Here is a 15,923-nt window from a genome sequence, read left to right as displayed (position 1 = left end):
TTCAGGAGCCCGGCACACCTGTAGCGAGAGGGCGTAGCCCCGATGACGGACTGACAGCCACCGCAATGTCGGCGGTACGAGTGCTATCGGGGCAAGCCCTGGCTACAAGTGGATGCGCTAGGCGTTACTGCATCAACATCTGCGCCACATCCCCGCTCACCCGCGTCACTCCCTTGGCGCTCAGATGGTTGTAGTCCTTGTAGTACGAATCCTGATCGCCGATCAGGCAGCTCTGCCCCTGGCACAGCGCGTCGTCCAGGCTCACCAGGCGAATGCGCTGCTGCTGGTCATCCATGGCGAACAAATGACGCGTGAATTCCTGCAGTTGCTGATGCTTGCCCAGCGACACCGAGAGCGCATCCACCGTGGCCTGCTTTTGGGCCTGACTCTCGGCGGTCTCCCGCGCCAGTCGGTAATACAGATTCTTGGGGTTGGCCAATTGCTGCGGCACCTGCGCCACCACCAGCACTTGCACCCCTAGCGCCCGATAGGCATCGATGGTGGTTTCCAGCGCCTTGGCGAACACCGCCCGCGAAGCCTCCTTGCTGCGCACCTGGCTGTCGCCGTTGACCAGAAAGTAGCCGGTCATGCGCTCGTGGTCGTAATCGCCATCGGTGTACAGCGTCCAGCGCGAGACCAGGATCACCTTCTTGATGCCGTTGCGCTTCACGTAGTCGTATTGGCGCTGCGCCAGATTCGCACAGGCGCCGGGGCTGTAGTTGCCGACCACCACGTCCACCCCTAGCAACGGCGGGCAGCCGCCGACGCCCAAGTGGGCGATAGTGACGCCCAGGCGCTTGCCGGCGCTGTCGAATGCCGGCAGCAGGGCCTCTGAGTGGCTGTCACCGAACACCGCGACCTGGCTGCTGGCCTGGGCCTTGGGCGCACCGAAGAAGCAAAAGTCTATGCCCCAGCCCTGACCGTCGTAATTGACGTCGCAGGCGCTGCGGATGTCCGGGTCTTCGAAGGCGCTCATCAGTGCCGGGTCGACGTTGAAGCGGTTGGCAAAACCGTTGCCGAGAAAACCGCTCACCCCAAAGCCGATGAACATCACCGAGGCCAGGGCGCCGTAGCGCCAGATCTGCCCGCGGCTGACCCGTTGGCGATCGCGAAAGGCGCGCTCGACAAAACGCCAGCTCAGCCACGCCAACCCCAGCGACAACCCGGTCAGCGCCAGCATGGTCAGTGGCGCGGGGGCGACCAGGCTGCTGTTGCGGGCGAAGGCGAACACCGGTTGATGCCACAGATAGGCGCTGTAACTGATCAGCCCGACGGCCACCAGCGGTCGGCTGGCCAGCAGCGCCCCGACCCAGGTCCCGCGCCGAGCGCAGAGAATGATCAGCGCCGCGCCCAAGGTCGGCACCAGCGCGTTGAGCCCTGGAAACACCGTGCTGTGATCGAAGCCGAACACACCATAGGCAATCAGCCCGAGGCCCGCTGGCCCACCCAGCTGCTGCCATGCCGTGACAGGCGCGCTTTCAGCGAAGGGCTTGCGCACGTAATGGAAAGCGATGAACGAGCCCACCAGCAACTCCCAGGCGCGAGCATGCAGCAGGTAGAAGGCTGCCGAAGAGTCCGCCGCCGCACCCCGCTGTGCGAGCGCCAGGCTGATCAGAGCCAGCACTATCAGCAGCGGCACGATCCAGCGCCTGCCCAGTTTGAAGCCGGCCATCAGCAGCAAAGGGAACAGCACGTAGTACTGCTCTTCCACCGCCAGGGTCCAGGTGTGCAACAACGGCTTGAGCTCGACGCCGGTGTCGAAGTAGCCGGTCTCGCGCCAGAACAGCACGTTGGACGAGAACAGCGGCACGGCAATCAGGCTTTTGGCGAACGACTTCAAATCCTGGGGATCGAGCCAGTGCCAGGCCAGCGGCACGCACACCAGCATCATTACGCACAGCGCCGGCAGAATCCGCCGCGCACGGCGCTCGTAGAAGGTCAGTAGCGAGAAACTGCCAGCTTGCAGCTCGGCGAGGATGATCGCGGTGATCAGGTAGCCGGAGATCACAAAAAAGATATCCACTCCGATAAAGCCGCCACCGAACAGCCCGAAGCCTGCGTGGAACAGCATGACCGGCAGGACCGCCAAGGCGCGTAGGCCGTCGATTTCCGGACGATAGGGCAGAGCAGGGTGATGACGTGCGCTCATGTGCGACGGCCCCGTGGGTGGTGAACTGGAATGGCAAGCGTCGAGCGCGCAGGCACGGGGGCTGGCACGCGGGCAGGCTACCGCCTGACGAGATTCGTAGTAAAGAAGGTGGGTGAAGCGAGAAGGGTGGAGCGTTATAGGCGGATTTTTACCCCAAGCGAGGGATGTTGTCCATATGTAGCGTGTTTGTATCGGGGTTGATGTGGTGGCCGGTCTGGCCTCTTCGCGAGCAAGCTTGGCTCCCACGGGTGCACGGTTCAGGAACAGCGTGCACTGTGGAAGCAAGGTTGCGCGTTCGGCGGCGAAAAGCCTATCAAGGCCGCCACCGCCAACAAGCCTGACTCAGCGCTTACTGCTTGTAGATCTGATCAAACACCCCACCATCGGCGAAGTGGGTCTTCTGCACGGTAGGCCAGTCGCCAAAGGTCTTCTCCACCGACAGGAAGTCGACTTTCGGGAAGCGATCGGTGTACTTGGCCAGTACCGTCGGGTCCCGTGGGCGCAGGTAGTTGGCGGCGGCAATCTCCTGACCTTCAGGCGACCACAGATACTTCAGATAGTCCTCGGCCAGGGCGCGGGTGCCTTTCTTGTCGACCACCTTGTCGACCACGGTCACCGGCGGCTCGGCCTCGGCGGAGACGCTCGGGTAGACCACCTCGAACTGATCGCGGCCGAACTCGCGAGCGATCATCTCGGCTTCGTTTTCGAAGGTCACCAGCACGTCGCCGATCTGGTTGGTCATGAAGGTCGTGGTAGCACCCCGGCCGCCGGTGTCGAGCACGGGAACGTTCTTGAACAGCTTGGCGACGAATTCCTTGGCCTGGGCTTCGTTACCGCCGTTCTTGAGCGTGTAACCCCACGCCGACAGATAGGTATAGCGGCCATTACCCGAAGTTTTCGGGTTGGGCACGATCACCTGCACACCGTCCTTGACCAGGTCATTCCAGTCTTTCAGGCCTTTGGGGTTGCCCTTGCGCACGATAAACACGGTCGCCGAGGTAAACGGCGCGCTGTGGTTCGGCAGACGGGTGATCCAGTCCTTGGGCACCAGGGCGCCATTGTCGGCGAGGGCGTTGATATCGGTGGCCATGTTCATGGTAATGACATCGGCCTGCAGGCCATCGATCACCGAGCGCGCCTGCTTGCTGGAGCCGCCGAACGACATCTGTACGGTGACCGGCTCTTTATGCTCGGCCTCCCAGTGCTTGCTGAAAGCGGCGTTGTAGTCTTTGTAGAAATCGCGCATTACGTCGTAGGAAACGTTCAGCAGCGGTGGTTGCGCCGCCTGAACGATGCCCGCAAGCGTGAGTCCGGCGGCCAGCAGGGTGGCAGTTAACAATTTGTTCACTGGTGGGGCGTCCTTGTGGGTGTTAAATGGCAGCATTATGCCCGCGACTATAGCTGCCGCGAATGGGCGTCTGAAAGAACCAAAGCGTCTGTGCTTATAGCGCCTTTTACGGGCAACCACGGATCCTCTGGGAGCGGGCTTGCGCGTCCGGCGGCGAAGGCGTCACCAGCCGTGCCGAAGTGCATTGATCGAGCGGTGAATCATCCTGCGCTTGCGCCGCCGGACGCGCAGCCCGCTTCCACAAGGGCACGCGTTGCTTCAGCGATCAGGCTCGCAGCCTTTGAGCACCATGCGGATGATGGTCTGCGCCGCCGCCTCGTAATCGCTGTCGTCCAGGCGTGCCTTGCCCGTGACCACGGCGATCTGCCAATCGAAGTCAGCGTACGTTTGGGTCGCCGCCCAGATACTGAACATCAGGTGCTGGGCGTTGATGGTGGCGATGGCGCCGCGTTCGATCCAGCGCTCGATGCACTGGATATTGTGGTGGGCCTGGGCATTGAGTTGCTCGACCTGACTGGCGCCCAGATGCGGCGCGCCGTGCATGATTTCGCTGGCGAACACCTTGGAGGCGAAGGGCAGGTCGCGGGAGATGCGGATTTTTGCGCGGATATAGGCACTGAGCACCGCCTGCGGGTCGCCGTCGACGTTGAACGGCGTCGAGGCGGCGAGGATCGGCTCGATGATGCTTTCGAGCACCTCGCGGTAGAGGTTTTCCTTGGACTTGAAATAGTAGTAGACGTTGGGCTTGGGCACCCCGGCCTTGGCGGCGATGTCGCTGGTCTTGGTGGCGGCGAAGCCCTTGTCGGCGAACTCTTCGCTGGCCGCCCGCAGGATCAGCTCTTTATTGCGCTCGCGAATACTGCTCATGTGGCCCGGCATTCCTGTGGCGGTGGCCTCGGCCCCGGCAATGGTGGGGCTTGGCGAACGGAGCGGCATGGTAGCACCGGCCTCGCGCAGCGCTCAAGGCAGCGATTTATCCACAGGCACGGTATGCTTGCCGGCTTCACTGACATTCTCTTGAAAGGATCTCACCGCCATGGCCGCAAGCAGCCTGCTGGTATTAATCGACGACATCGCCGCCGTTCTCGACGACGTGGCCCTGATGACCAAATTGGCCGCCAAGAAAACCGCAGGCGTGCTTGGCGATGACCTGGCGCTTAACGCCCAGCAGGTCACCGGCGTTCGTGCGGAGCGGGAAATCCCGGTGGTCTGGGCGGTGGCCAAGGGCTCGTTTCGCAACAAGGCGATCCTCGTGCCGGCCGCCCTGGCCATCAGCGCCTTCATCCCTTGGGCGGTGACGCCGCTGCTGATGGTCGGCGGCGCCTTCCTGTGTTTCGAAGGCTTCGAGAAGCTGGCGCACAAGTTCCTGCACACCCCGGAAGAAGACCAAGTCGCGCAGAAGGATCTGTCCCAGGCCGCCGCCGACCCGCAGGTCGATCTGGTGGCGTTTGAAAAGGACAAGATTCAGGGCGCGGTACGCACCGATTTTATCCTCTCGGCAGAAATCATCGCCATTACCCTTGGCACCGTCGCCGACGCGCCGTTGACCCAGCAGATCATCGTCGTCGCGGGCATCGCCATCGTCATGACCGTCGGCGTCTACGGCCTGGTGGCTGGCATCGTCAAACTCGACGACCTGGGTCTGTGGATGAGCAAGAAATCCGGCGCCGCGACCCAGGGCATCGGCCGGGCCATTCTCAGCGCCGCCCCCTATATGATGAAGACCCTCTCGGTGGTGGGCACGGCAGCGATGTTTCTGGTGGGCGGCGGGATTCTGGTCCATGGCATCCCCCCGTTGCACCACGCAGTCGAAGCCTTTTCCAGTGGTCTGGGCGGGTTAGGGGCCAGCGTGGCCGCGCCGTTGGTCAATGCGCTGTTCGGAATCGTTGCCGGCGCCGTGGTGTTGGCTGCCGTTACCCTGTTCAGCAAACTGATAAAGACCGTTCGTCGGTAAAAAACTAGCGAGCGGGCTCGCTCCCGAAAAACTTTCCAGTGCTGCCGCAGCCGCTCTGGAATGCGTGTTCGGGAACCAGCGCTCTCGCTGCAGGCGCCAGCCTGTGCGGCGTTTTGGCCCTTGCGCAACTGCCATAGGCGAAGCTTGAAACATTTATTAATAGTTTTTTAACATCAATCTATAATAAAAATGCACTTATCATTTTTGAGGCACTGCGCCAGTATCCGACCCCAATAAAAACCCGCCCGTGACCGCGTGCGAGACAACAGCGTTGGAGACCCCCTGATGAGCACCAGCCCATCCACCCAGAGCCCGTCGAAAGTCGGTGCCGTTATCCGTGTGACCTCGGGTAACTTTCTGGAACAGTTCGATTTTTTCCTGTTCGGCTTCTACGCCACCTACATCGCCGCCGCGTTCTTCCCGTCGGGCGACGAATTCGCGTCCTTGATGATGACCTTCGCCGTGTTCGGTGCCGGGTTCCTGATGCGTCCGTTGGGCGCGATCATCCTCGGCGCCTATATCGATGACGTCGGTCGTCGTAAAGGCCTGATCGTGACCTTGAGCATCATGGCCAGCGGTACGCTGCTGATCGTGTTGGTGCCAGGCTACGCCACCATTGGTCTGGCAGCGCCGCTGCTGGTGCTGCTGGGCCGTTTGCTGCAAGGCTTTTCGGCCGGCGCGGAGCTGGGTGGGGTGTCGGTGTACCTGGCTGAAATGGCCACGCCGGGCAAGAAGGGTTTCTATGTGAGCTGGCAGTCGGCTAGTCAGCAGATCTCCATCGTGGTCGCGGCCGCGCTGGGCTATGGCATCAACCAGTGGATGGGGGCCAGCGTGGTCGCCGATTGGGGCTGGCGCATTCCGTTCGCGGTCGGTTGCATCATCGTGCCGTTCATCTTCGTCCTGCGTCGCAATCTGGCCGAAACCGAAGACTTCAAGAACCGCACCGTGCGCCCGACCATGAAGCAGGTGTTCGCGACCTTGCTGACCAACTGGCGCCTGGTGATTTCCGGGATGCTGATGGTGGCCATGACCACCACCGCGTTCTATCTGATCACCGTGTATGCACCGACCTTCGGCAAGACCGTACTCAACCTGAGCACCTCGGACGCCTTGCTGGTGACCCTGCTGGTGGCCGTCTCCAACTTCATCTGGCTGCCGATCGGCGGCGCGTTGTCCGACCGTATCGGCCGCAAGCCGCTGCTGGTGGGCATGACGGTGCTGGCCATCGCTACCGCCTACCCGGCGCTGTCGTACCTGGCCGCCGCCCCGAGCTTCTCGCGCATGCTGGTGGTGCTGCTGTGGCTGTCGTTCCTGTATGGCATGTACAACGGCGCCATGGTCGTGGCCCTGACTGAAATCATGCCGGTGGAAGTGCGTGTAGCCGGTTTCTCTCTGGCTTACAGCCTGGCCACCGCGGTGTTCGGCGGGTTCACCCCGGCGATGTCGACCTGGTTGATCCACGAGACTGGCGACAAGGCTGCCCCGGGCTATTGGATGAGCTTCGCCGCCGCCTGCGCCCTGGTCGCGACTTTGTACATCTACCGCCGCGCCAAAGGCGCTCAGCTCAGCGCTGCGGTCTGATGTTGCTGGCATGGCCGCGCTCGCGGCCATGCTGAATCCCATAGCAAGGGAGCTTGCTCCCGATTCGATACATCCGACATGCCGGTGTGTCTGAACTCTATTTCGGCGGCAAGCCCCCCTCGCTACATCGCTCTTACAATAAAAAAGAGAATCCCGTTATGAACAAATTGTTGCTCAAATTCGCCGCCGGCGCCTTGGCGGCCAGCCTCTGCGTGGCCGCGCAGGCCGCCGACCTCAAGGTCATGACCTCGGGAGGCTTCACCGCCGCCTACAAGCTCCTCGCTCCCGGGTACGCGCAAACGAGCGGCGACACTCTCGACACCATCCTCGGTCCGTCCATGGGCAAGGCCCCGGAAGCCATCCCCAATCGCCTGGCGCGTGGCGAGCAGGCCGACGTGGTGATCATGGTCGGCTACGCCCTCGACGACCTGATCAAGCAAGGCAAGATTCTCCCTGGCTCGCGAGTCGAATTGGCGGATTCGCGGATCGGCATGGTGGTCAAGGACGGCGCGCCCAAACCGGATATCCACACGCCGGCGGCTTTCAAGGCGGCGTTGTTGAAAGCGCGGTCGGTGGCCTATTCCGATAGTGCCAGCGGCGTCTACGTGGAAAAGGAGATGTTCGCGAACATGGGCATCGAAGCGCAGATGAAGGACAAGCAGCACATGGTTCAGCGCACCCCGGTGGCCGAGAAGGTCGCGGCGGGGGAGTATGAACTGGGTTTGCAGCAGGTCAGTGAGTTGCTGCCGGTCAAGGGCGCGACCTTCGTCGACAAGATCCCCGAATCGCTGCAATCGGTAACGCGTTTTGCCGCCGCCATTCCAGCCAACGCTCCGCACCCGAAGGAAGCCAAGGCGCTGCTTGATTACCTGTCGTCGCCGCAAGTGCAGGCGCAGGTGCGCGATACCGGGTTGGATTCGGTCAGCCGCTGAGTTGACGGGGTGAGCGGGCTGGCCTCTTCGCGAGCATGACTGGCGACATTTTCGCGGCCAGTGAGCCTCAATCCAATGGCGCTTTCATCTCCAGAATCAACCGCTCCAGTTCCAGCGCGGCCGGGCTCAGTGCTCGGCCATGGCGCTTGATCAAACCAACGCTGCGCAGCACCTGCGGTTCGATCAGCGGCACCTTGGTCAAGGTCGCATGCTCACCCATCGGCAAGGCCATGGCCGGCACCGCCGCGATGCCTAGCCCAGCCTCCACCAACCCGACCATGGTCACCACATGGCGCGTCTCGCAGATGCTCGGGCGGTGAGGCGTCAGATGTGCCAGCGCCTGATCCAGTAAAAGGCGATTGCCGGAGGTGCGGTCCACCGTGATGTAGTCGTGGGTCCAGTACTCCTCCCACGTCACGCTCGCGCGCCCCGCCAACGGGTGATCGTGACGGCACGCCACTACATAGTGCTCCTCCACCAGCGGCTCGAAAGCCACCTCCCTGTTCAGATTGCCCATGAACGTCAGGCCGATGTCCGCTGCGCCGGTGGCGACCGCACCCTGCACATCGTGGGCGCTGGAATCGATGATGCGCAGGCGGATCTTGGGGTACAGCTGGTGATAGGCCTTGACCACCCGCGGCATGAAAAAGTACGCCGTCGACGGCACGCACGCCACCGACACCTGGCCCATGCGCGTCGACGCGACATCGCTGATGCCCATCAAGGCATCGTCCAGATCGTCCAGCAGGCGCTCGGCCTTGGGCGCGAAAGCACGGCCAACCTGCGTCAGGCTGACCCGCCGCGTGGTGCGCTCGAATAACCGCACGCCCAGCGCCGCTTCGAGCTTCTCGATGCGGCGGCTCAGGGCCGGTTGGGAAATGAGGATGGCGTCGGCGGCCTTGCGGAAACTGCCATGATCGACCACGGCACGGAAGGCCTGCAGGTCGTTGAGGTCGAAGTTGATTGCCATGGGGGAGGGGTGCCAGATTGATAGGTGGGGCGCATCAGTGATGATAATCGATGTGTTGGATGAATTGTGGAAGTGGGTGTCAGGTGGTTCGGTTGTGAACCCCCCCTATCGTTTTGGGCACGCGCAACCACTTCATGCCCCCACCGCATGACATCCTGCCATTTCCTCGCTTGTCCTGCCCCCGCCTGCTGTCGATACTCGGATCTTTGCCCCGATCGAGACCGACATGAGCGACCAGGCGCCTGACTACCGCTTCACCCCCGCCTTTGCCAACCCCAGCGGTTCGGCCATCCGCGAGTTGTTCAAATACCTGTCGCAACCGGGCATGATCTCCTTCGCCGGCGGCTACCCGGCGGCGGAGTTTTTCGATCGGACGGCGCTGCGCCAGGCCAGTGAACAGGCACTGCGCGACACGCCGCTGGATTGCCTGCAATACGGCGCGACGGAGGGGCTGCCGGACTTGCGCGAGCAATTGGCGGCGCTGATGGCCAGCAGGGGTGTGAGCACCACTGCGCACGACCTGGTGGTGACCACAGGCTCCCAGCAAGGCTTCGATCTGCTGATCAAGGTGCTGCTCAATCCCGGTGACAGCGTGCTGGTGGAGCGCCCGACCTATCCCGCCGCCGTCCAGGCGCTGCGCCTTGCCGGGATGCAGATGCTCAGCGCCGCTACCGACGCTGAGGGGCTGGACACCGAGGCGCTGGCCGCACAGTTGGCAGACCAGCCGCGCGGGGCCATTCGTTTGCTCTACTGCGTGCCGACCTTCGCCAACCCCACCGGTGCCTGCCTGCCCTTGGCGCGCCGCCTGAAGCTGCTGGAACTGGCGGCGCAGCATGATTTTCTGCTGGTCGAGGATGACCCTTACGGCGCGCTGCGTTTCGAGGGCGAGGCGGTGGCGTCGTTGCTGCAATTATCGTTGCAAGTGCCGGGTGCGGCGGGGCGGGTGATACATCTGTCGAGTCTGTCGAAGATCCTCGCGCCCGGGCTGCGGGTAGGCTGGATGATCGCGCCGCCTGCGGTACGCCAGCGCTGCCTGATCGCCAAGCAGACCAGCGATCTGTGCACCTCGCCCTGGACGCAGCGCATTGCGGCCAACTATCTGGCCAGCGGCGCGCTGGATCGGGCGTTGCCAGCGCTGGTGGCGGGGTATCGCGCCAAGTGCCGGACCATGCTCGCCGGCTTGCAGACGATGACGGAGTATCTCGAGGTGGCGCCACCGGCGGGCGGGATGTTCGTGTGGGGACGCTGTCGCGACGGGGTCGACGCGCAGGCGGTGTTGCAGCGGGCAATCAAGGAGAACGTGCTGTTCGTGCCGGGCAGTGCGTTTTATGCGCACGCGCCGGATCCGAGCAGCATTCGGCTATCTTTTGCGGCACCGGGGGTAGAGGCGATCGAGGAGGGATTGCAGCGGTTGCGGCGAGCGTTTTAGCTAAAGGTTGCGAGCAACATCGCTTTCGCGGACAAGCCTTGCTCGCACAGGTGCACGATGCCAGATCGGTCAACTCTGTGGGAGCAAGGCTTGCCCGCGAAGGCGTCGGTCGCGTTGAAGCGATAGTATTTAGTAGAACACTTTAACCAACGCACTCGCCGTATTCTGGTTGGTCTCGAAGCCCGAAGTGCTGTCGATACCATACTTGTTCTTCCAGTAGTCATACTCGAAGCCCACATACAACTTTTGCGGGGTAAAGCCCATGGCTTTGCCCAGGTCATATTTAACCTGCGGGTTGAAGTGCAAGTTGGCGTGGTATTCGCCACGGCTGTTCTTGTCGTTATCGACCACCCAGTCCATATAACCGTCGATCAGCACGTCGGAACGTCCCATCGGGATGGTGTAGGACCATACCGGGGTGATCTGCCAGACATGGTCGCCCGGACGCGGGCCGCGGCTGGTGCGGTTATAGAAGTTCAGCTGGAAGTAGTCGAAGCCCGGGATCGCCAGGTCGAAACCAGGGCCGATCAGGAAGGACTCGTTGTCGCCCTCGCCAAACTCGTAAGTGGCCGCCAGCAGCACGTCGGTAACGGGGCCGAAGGCGATCTTCTGACCGAGGATCTTGCCAGCCGACAGGCGCGGGCTGAACTCGCCGTAAAGGGTGTGGTGGCCGTTGTTGCTGGTGGTCTTGCCTGGATAGGTGATGCTGTCGACGAACAGGAAGTTATCGCCGTACTTCCAGCTGTCGGCATGTTCGAAGGTAAACGTCTGTTGCATCTCGGGGTCAACCTTGAAGTTCTTGCCCCATAGGTAAGTCAGGCTGTTGCTCTGCCATTGCAGCCAGTCGCCCGCCATCGCCTGGCCCCCCGCCAATGCCAACGTGCCCGCCAACATCAGGCTCGAAAGAGTGCGCTTCATTCAATTGCTCCCGGGTGAAATGAGTTCGGTTTATTAAGGGTGGCGCTCTGTGTTGGCGCCTTATACGGCAAATTTTAAAGTCGTCCGCTCGGTCAGATTTGTCGTTGCGCAGTTCTGATAGCAAGAGGCGGGCCACAAGTCACAAATTGTTGCAGGAATGCGGTTTTACGAGGATATTTTGTCCAGATGGTCTGATTTAAAGGCGCTGCGGCGAGTTGCACGGCAATGTCTTTAAGTTGATCAACTGGTCAGAAAAGTTTGCTGGAGGCAGGGATGCTCCGTTACGGCGCAGGGCTCCCGAAAGTGGGGCGTTCGGACAGGTTTTTTGGAGGGCCAACGGGCGGGGGATTGTTTCAGATGCTATACAGCAGGGACGGCCTCTGAGCCGCCGAACGCGCACCCTTGTTCCCACAAGCAGATCTATCGCCTTTCACCTGTGGGAGCAAGGGTGCGGGTTCGGCGGCGCAGAGCCTGGTGAGATCAGCGCAAATCAGCCATGGATCGGCAACACCAGCAGATCCTCTTCGGCAAAGAAAAACTCATCGCAGTTATTGCCCTCGCCACTGCGATCGACCACCAGAAAATCATCTTCCTGTTCGATGGTCAGGATTGGGTGATGCCACACGCCGCGATGGTAATTGACGCCTTGCTGACCATCGCTGACGAAGGCCCGTACCTCGCTCGACTGCGGTTCGTCGCCCAGCGGCGCGACCACTATCAAGAACGGCTTGCCCCGCAGCGGCATGAACGCCTGGCTACCCAAGGGATGGCGTTCGAGCATGCGTACGGTCAAGGGCATCGCCAGCGCCTGAGCGCGGAAGATGCTGATGATGGCTTTGTCGTCCGGGGTGGCGGTGTGCACATCGGCCAGGCGATGAAAACGTTGGGTCGAGCCGTTGTTGATCAGGAAGTGATCGCTGCCGGTGGTTTCGATGACATCACCGAAGGGCGCGAAGGCGGCTTTGCTGAGGGGTTCGATGATGAGGGTACGCATTGCTGGGTGCTCTTGGGGCAGTGGTGGGAGTGTAGATGCAACTTTTGCACCGGCATCTGCGGGAATATCTTGTGCAGTCGGGGCTGGCCTATTCGCGAGCAAGCTTTGCTCCCACACTGTGGGAGCAGGCTCGCGCGATCGGCGGCGAAGGCGTCCTCGGCGTTTACCGCGCCACCTTGCCTAACACCCGCAGCCGGCTCACACCGCCATCGGGGAATACGTTCAGGCGGATATGCGTGATCGCCCCGAGGTCCTTGATCTGCTCCGCAAAGCTGTGCTCCTGGTGCATCTGCAGTTTCTGGCTGGGCAGCAATTCGCGCCAGAACAGGCTTTGGGTTTCGATCTGGCTGTCGGTGCCGCCTTTGACGAAAGCGCCCTGGATCGAGCAGCTGTCCGGGTAGTTGCCCTTGAAGTGCAGGGTGTCGACTATCACTTGTTCGACCACGCCGGCATGGCCCAGGGCGATGATCACCCAGTCGTTGCCGGGGGTGCGACGCCGGGCGGTTTCCCAGCCGTCGCCCATGTTCACCCCGCGGCCGGGGTTGAGCAGGTTGCCCATGCTGCCGTAATGCTCGTCGGAACAGGCCAGTGCGCGGCCGCCGTTCAGCGACGACACCAGGTCGAGCTGTTCGCTGGCATCGACTGCAGACCAATCGCGGTGCGGCACGCCGTACACGCGCAAACGCGCAATGCCGCCATCCGGGTAGATATTGAAGCGCAGGTGGCTGTACGCCTGGGCGTCGCTGATGGCGTGGTAGTGATGGCTGTTGCCTTGCAGCTCCACCGCCGGAAGGATTTCCACCCACTGGGTGCTCTCGGTCGGGTCGCCCTCGGCGACGAAGCAGGCTTCGAGCGACGCCGACGGCGGGAAGTTGCCGGTGAAGAACGAGGTATCGATGTCGACGCCTTTGATCGAACCGGCCACGCCGAGGCGAATCACTGCGCTGTCGTAGCCTTCGAAACGCTTGCGGCGCGATTCCCAGCCGTCCATCCACTTGCCGTTGTCGTCGAACACGCCCTCTTTCCATACCGCAGGCGTGGGCTGGAACAGGCGGTTGACGTCGGCGAACCAGTCGTCGGTGACCGACAGCGCCCGGGTGCCCAGGCGCGCGTCGGCCAGGTTGACGTATTTTTCGAAGGGTGCGGCGTAGGTTTTCATTGGACGTGGCCTCGAATTAGAGAGTCAAAGAGCTTGCAGACGGAACAATGCGATTTTGTTGATCTCGGCCAGGGCGCAGGCGAACTCGACTTCGGCCGAATGGTGGATGCGCTGCTCGAAGGCGGCCAGGATCTGATGCCGGTCGCTGCCCTTGACCGCCATGATGAACGGGAACCGGAAACGTGCCTTGTAGGCCACGTTGAGTTCGGTAAAGCGCGTGAATTCGGCCGGCGTGCACAGGTGGATACCGGCGCCCGCTTGCTCGTTGGTGCTGGCGGCGGTCAGCTCGCCCTGAATGGCGGCCTTGCCGGCCAAGTCCGGGTGCGCGTTGATCAGCGCCAGTTGTGCGGCGTGGTCAGCGTGCAGCAGCACAGCGCTCATGCGCTCGTGCAGGGGTTCGATATCGTCCGTCAACGGTGCCTTATCGAAGGCCTGCTCGGCGACCCAGGGGGAGTGCTCGTAGATATCACCGAAGGTGGCGATGAACTGCTCGCGGCTCAGGGTCGATGGCCGCAGCGTTTTGAAAGCGGTCATTGCGCGGCCTCGAACGGGTGAGTGGCGTGCCAGTGGCGCGCGATGTCGACGCGGCGCGTGAACCACACCTGCTCGTGGCCTTTGACGTACTCGATGAAGCGCTTGAGCGCCGCCAACCGCGCCGGCCGCCCGATCAACCGACAGTGCAGGCCGATGGAGAGCATCTTCGGTGCTTCGGCGCCTTCTGCATAGAGCACGTCGAAGGCGTCCTTGAGGTACTGGAAGAACTGCTCGCCATTGTTGAAACCCTGTACCTGGGTAAAGCGCATGTCGTTGGTGTCCAGGGTGTAGGGGATCACCAGGTGCGCCTTGCCGGTGGGGGTGTGCGGCTCCCAGTAGGGCAGGTCATCGTCGTAGGTGTCGCTGTCGTACAGAAAGCCACCTTCTTCCATCACCAGCCGGCGCGTGTTCGGGCCGGTACGGCCGGTGTACCAGCCCTGCGGCCGCTCACCGCTGATCTCGGTGAGGATCCGAATGGCCTCGGCCATGTGCGCACGCTCGGTGGCCTCGTCCAGATACTGATAGTCGATCCAGCGCAGGCCATGGCTGCAGATCTCGTGGCCATCGGCAACCATGGCGCGGATCACGTCCGGGTGGCGCTGGGCGGCCATGGCTACGGCGAAGATGGTCAGCGGGATATCGAACTGCTTGAACAACTTGAGGATGCGCCACACGCCGGCCCGGCTGCCGTACTCGTACAACGACTCCATGCTCAGGTTGCGCACGCCCTGCAGCGGCTGGGCAGCGACCATCTCGGACAGAAAGGCTTCGGATTCCTTGTCGCCATGGAGGATATTGCGCTCGCCACCTTCTTCGTAATTGAGCACGAACGACAGGGCGATGCGCGCGTTGCCGGGCCACTGTGGATGCGGGGGCGTGTTGCCATAGCCAATAAGGTCGCGGGGGTAGTCGGCGCTGCTCACAGGAGGCATCCTTTTATCAAGTGCGAGAGGCGGCTTCGATCAGGCCGCGATTTTTAGATTGTATACAACTAAGGATTGATTTTGTAACCTGAGTGTCGCAAATTCCTCAGGCCTGACGTTTTCAGGCTACACCACCCCTTCGGCCTTTCGGCTACCGAAAAAGGACACCCTCCATGGGCAAGATCACCACCCACGTGCTGGACGCCGCCCACGGCTGCCCCGGCAGTCAGATCGCCGTCGAGTTGTATCGAGTCGAGGGCCAGGCGTTGATCCTGCTCAACAGCGTCGTGACCAACAGCGATGGCCGCTGTGATCAGCCGGTGTTGCAGGGTGAGGCGTACCGCAGCGGTGTGTATCAGTTGCAGTTTGCGGTAGGGGATTACTACCGGGCGCGGGGCACGGTGCTCGCTGATCCGGCATTTCTCGATGTGGTAGTGCTGCGCTTCGGGATCGATGAAGCACAGGATCATTACCATGTGCCGTTGTTGGTGTCGCCGTACAGTTATTCGACTTATCGGGGGAGTTGATCTCAGGTTGCAGTTCCTAGACTGCTGTTGCGTAGGTGGCCTGATTGAGCTTTAGGCGAGCCGATAGATTATTTAGCGGAGTATCTTAGCGAGGGCTTCGCGGTATTGATTTAGCCATGAAGCGCTTTGGAGTCTTGAGCAGATTGACTGGACGATGTCCGGTGGGATCGGCTTTATTTACAGGGTCTGCAGCACAATACACATAGCTGTTCAGCCCTCCTTCTCCGAAAGGGCTCAGCGAATCAGGACTCTGAAATCGAGCGATTGCTGTATTGAATACTCTGTAACCATTACCCAGCCAGTAGTGGCCTGTCAGCGGATCGATATGTTCGCCATTGAAACCACTTGAGGTCGATGGGTCATTGGCGTGGTGACCGAAAGGAAAATAGTTACGCCAAGCTGTCTCAGTGGTCACTCTGGCAACTGAACGTTGCGCATCGGTGCACAGCAAGGCAGTCGTGTGTGCGGCTTGTTGATGTCCAGTCATGGGGGAGTCCTCGAAAAT

The 15,923-nt window shown here is 61.8% G+C and carries 15 protein-coding genes; 5 read left to right on the top strand and 10 right to left on the bottom strand.

Annotated elements, in window-relative coordinates:
• Positions 1 to 124: 124 nt before the first annotated feature.
• The 3 genes from LIX93_RS19515 to LIX93_RS19505 form a co-directional block, all read right to left on the bottom strand.
• Positions 125 to 2,149: an acyltransferase family protein gene (locus LIX93_RS19515; RefSeq protein ID WP_226505705.1), complete on the bottom strand. Its 2,025-nt coding sequence runs from the start codon at positions 2,147 to 2,149 to the stop codon at positions 125 to 127.
• Positions 2,150 to 2,498: 349 nt separating this feature from the next.
• Positions 2,499 to 3,497 carry a sulfate ABC transporter substrate-binding protein gene (locus tag LIX93_RS19510; RefSeq protein WP_226505704.1) on the bottom strand — a complete coding sequence of 333 codons (999 nt, stop codon included), beginning with the start codon at positions 3,495 to 3,497 and terminating at the stop codon, positions 2,499 to 2,501.
• A 258-nt stretch (positions 3,498 to 3,755) separates the two neighbouring features.
• Entirely contained in the window at positions 3,756 to 4,364 is a 609-nt protein-coding gene (locus LIX93_RS19505) for a TetR/AcrR family transcriptional regulator (RefSeq protein WP_226505703.1), read from the bottom strand.
• Positions 4,365 to 4,533: 169 nt separating this feature from the next.
• Between LIX93_RS19505 and LIX93_RS19500 the strand changes: the two genes are divergently transcribed.
• The 3 genes from LIX93_RS19500 to LIX93_RS19490 all read left to right on the top strand — a co-directional run bounded on the left by LIX93_RS19500 (position 4,534) and on the right by LIX93_RS19490 (position 7,964).
• The gene (locus LIX93_RS19500) at positions 4,534 to 5,451 is read left to right on the top strand and encodes a DUF808 domain-containing protein (protein ID WP_226505702.1); all 918 of its coding nucleotides are present in this window, start codon (positions 4,534 to 4,536) and stop codon (positions 5,449 to 5,451) included.
• Positions 5,452 to 5,736: 285 nt separating this feature from the next.
• The gene (locus tag LIX93_RS19495; RefSeq protein WP_226505701.1) at positions 5,737 to 7,032 is read left to right on the top strand and encodes an MFS transporter; all 1,296 of its coding nucleotides are present in this window, start codon (positions 5,737 to 5,739) and stop codon (positions 7,030 to 7,032) included.
• A gap of 158 nt (positions 7,033 to 7,190) precedes the next feature.
• Positions 7,191 to 7,964, top strand: a complete 774-nt coding sequence (locus LIX93_RS19490; protein ID WP_226505700.1) for a substrate-binding domain-containing protein — start codon at positions 7,191 to 7,193, stop codon at positions 7,962 to 7,964.
• A 67-nt stretch (positions 7,965 to 8,031) separates the two neighbouring features.
• Here LIX93_RS19490 and LIX93_RS19485 read toward each other — a convergent pair whose 3' ends face one another.
• The gene (locus LIX93_RS19485; protein WP_226505699.1) at positions 8,032 to 8,934 is read right to left on the bottom strand and encodes a LysR family transcriptional regulator; all 903 of its coding nucleotides are present in this window, start codon (positions 8,932 to 8,934) and stop codon (positions 8,032 to 8,034) included.
• Between the two features lie 226 nt (positions 8,935 to 9,160).
• Between LIX93_RS19485 and LIX93_RS19480 the strand changes: the two genes are divergently transcribed.
• Entirely contained in the window at positions 9,161 to 10,363 is a 1,203-nt protein-coding gene (locus tag LIX93_RS19480) for a PLP-dependent aminotransferase family protein (protein ID WP_226505698.1), read from the top strand.
• A gap of 129 nt (positions 10,364 to 10,492) precedes the next feature.
• On the opposite strand, the gene LIX93_RS19475 is transcribed toward LIX93_RS19480, so the two are convergent.
• The 5 genes from LIX93_RS19475 to puuE form a co-directional block, all read right to left on the bottom strand.
• Positions 10,493 to 11,281, bottom strand: a complete 789-nt coding sequence (locus LIX93_RS19475) for an outer membrane protein OmpK (RefSeq protein ID WP_226505697.1) — start codon at positions 11,279 to 11,281, stop codon at positions 10,493 to 10,495.
• Between the two features lie 490 nt (positions 11,282 to 11,771).
• Positions 11,772 to 12,275 carry an ureidoglycolate lyase gene (locus tag LIX93_RS19470; protein ID WP_226505696.1) on the bottom strand — a complete coding sequence of 168 codons (504 nt, stop codon included), beginning with the start codon at positions 12,273 to 12,275 and terminating at the stop codon, positions 11,772 to 11,774.
• Positions 12,276 to 12,438: 163 nt separating this feature from the next.
• Complete coding sequence (alc, locus tag LIX93_RS19465; protein ID WP_226505695.1) at positions 12,439 to 13,434, bottom strand: allantoicase; 996 nt, start codon at positions 13,432 to 13,434, stop codon at positions 12,439 to 12,441.
• A 24-nt stretch (positions 13,435 to 13,458) separates the two neighbouring features.
• Complete coding sequence (gene uraD, locus LIX93_RS19460; RefSeq protein WP_226505694.1) at positions 13,459 to 13,968, bottom strand: 2-oxo-4-hydroxy-4-carboxy-5-ureidoimidazoline decarboxylase; 510 nt, start codon at positions 13,966 to 13,968, stop codon at positions 13,459 to 13,461.
• Positions 13,965 to 14,891 (bottom strand): allantoinase PuuE, encoded by a 927-nt coding sequence (gene puuE, locus LIX93_RS19455; protein ID WP_226505693.1) that lies wholly within the window; start codon positions 14,889 to 14,891, stop codon positions 13,965 to 13,967. Before puuE ends, uraD begins: the two co-directional genes overlap by 4 nt.
• A 173-nt stretch (positions 14,892 to 15,064) precedes the next feature.
• Between puuE and uraH the strand changes: the two genes are divergently transcribed.
• Positions 15,065 to 15,418 carry a hydroxyisourate hydrolase gene (uraH, locus tag LIX93_RS19450; protein ID WP_226505692.1) on the top strand — a complete coding sequence of 118 codons (354 nt, stop codon included), beginning with the start codon at positions 15,065 to 15,067 and terminating at the stop codon, positions 15,416 to 15,418.
• A gap of 85 nt (positions 15,419 to 15,503) precedes the next feature.
• On the opposite strand, the gene LIX93_RS29740 is transcribed toward uraH, so the two are convergent.
• On the bottom strand, positions 15,504 to 15,905 hold the full coding sequence (locus LIX93_RS29740; RefSeq protein WP_346015230.1) for an RHS repeat-associated core domain-containing protein: 402 nt from the start codon (positions 15,903 to 15,905) through the stop codon (positions 15,504 to 15,506).
• Positions 15,906 to 15,923: the final 18 nt, after the last annotated feature.

It is taken from the genome of Pseudomonas sp. MWU16-30317, from assembly GCF_020515695.1.
Taxonomy (GTDB): Bacteria; Pseudomonadota; Gammaproteobacteria; order Pseudomonadales; family Pseudomonadaceae; genus Aquipseudomonas.
This window is presented reverse-complemented; position numbering and strand designations above follow the sequence as displayed.

Coding starts and splice junctions, on each gene's coding strand:
- LIX93_RS19515 (WP_226505705.1), bottom strand. CDS start 2,149: ATGAGCGCACGTCATCACCCTGCTCTGCCCTATCGTCCGGAAATCGAC.
- LIX93_RS19505 (WP_226505703.1), bottom strand. CDS start 4,364: ATGAGCAGTATTCGCGAGCGCAATAAAGAGCTGATCCTGCGGGCGGCC.
- LIX93_RS19500 (WP_226505702.1), top strand. CDS start 4,534: ATGGCCGCAAGCAGCCTGCTGGTATTAATCGACGACATCGCCGCCGTT.
- LIX93_RS19495 (WP_226505701.1), top strand. CDS start 5,737: ATGAGCACCAGCCCATCCACCCAGAGCCCGTCGAAAGTCGGTGCCGTT.
- LIX93_RS19490 (WP_226505700.1), top strand. CDS start 7,191: ATGAACAAATTGTTGCTCAAATTCGCCGCCGGCGCCTTGGCGGCCAGC.
- LIX93_RS19485 (WP_226505699.1), bottom strand. CDS start 8,934: ATGGCAATCAACTTCGACCTCAACGACCTGCAGGCCTTCCGTGCCGTG.
- LIX93_RS19480 (WP_226505698.1), top strand. CDS start 9,161: ATGAGCGACCAGGCGCCTGACTACCGCTTCACCCCCGCCTTTGCCAAC.
- LIX93_RS19475 (WP_226505697.1), bottom strand. CDS start 11,281: ATGAAGCGCACTCTTTCGAGCCTGATGTTGGCGGGCACGTTGGCATTG.
- LIX93_RS19470 (WP_226505696.1), bottom strand. CDS start 12,275: ATGCGTACCCTCATCATCGAACCCCTCAGCAAAGCCGCCTTCGCGCCC.
- alc (WP_226505695.1), bottom strand. CDS start 13,434: ATGAAAACCTACGCCGCACCCTTCGAAAAATACGTCAACCTGGCCGAC.
- uraD (WP_226505694.1), bottom strand. CDS start 13,968: ATGACCGCTTTCAAAACGCTGCGGCCATCGACCCTGAGCCGCGAGCAG.
- uraH (WP_226505692.1), top strand. CDS start 15,065: ATGGGCAAGATCACCACCCACGTGCTGGACGCCGCCCACGGCTGCCCC.
- LIX93_RS29740 (WP_346015230.1), bottom strand. CDS start 15,905: ATGACTGGACATCAACAAGCCGCACACACGACTGCCTTGCTGTGCACC.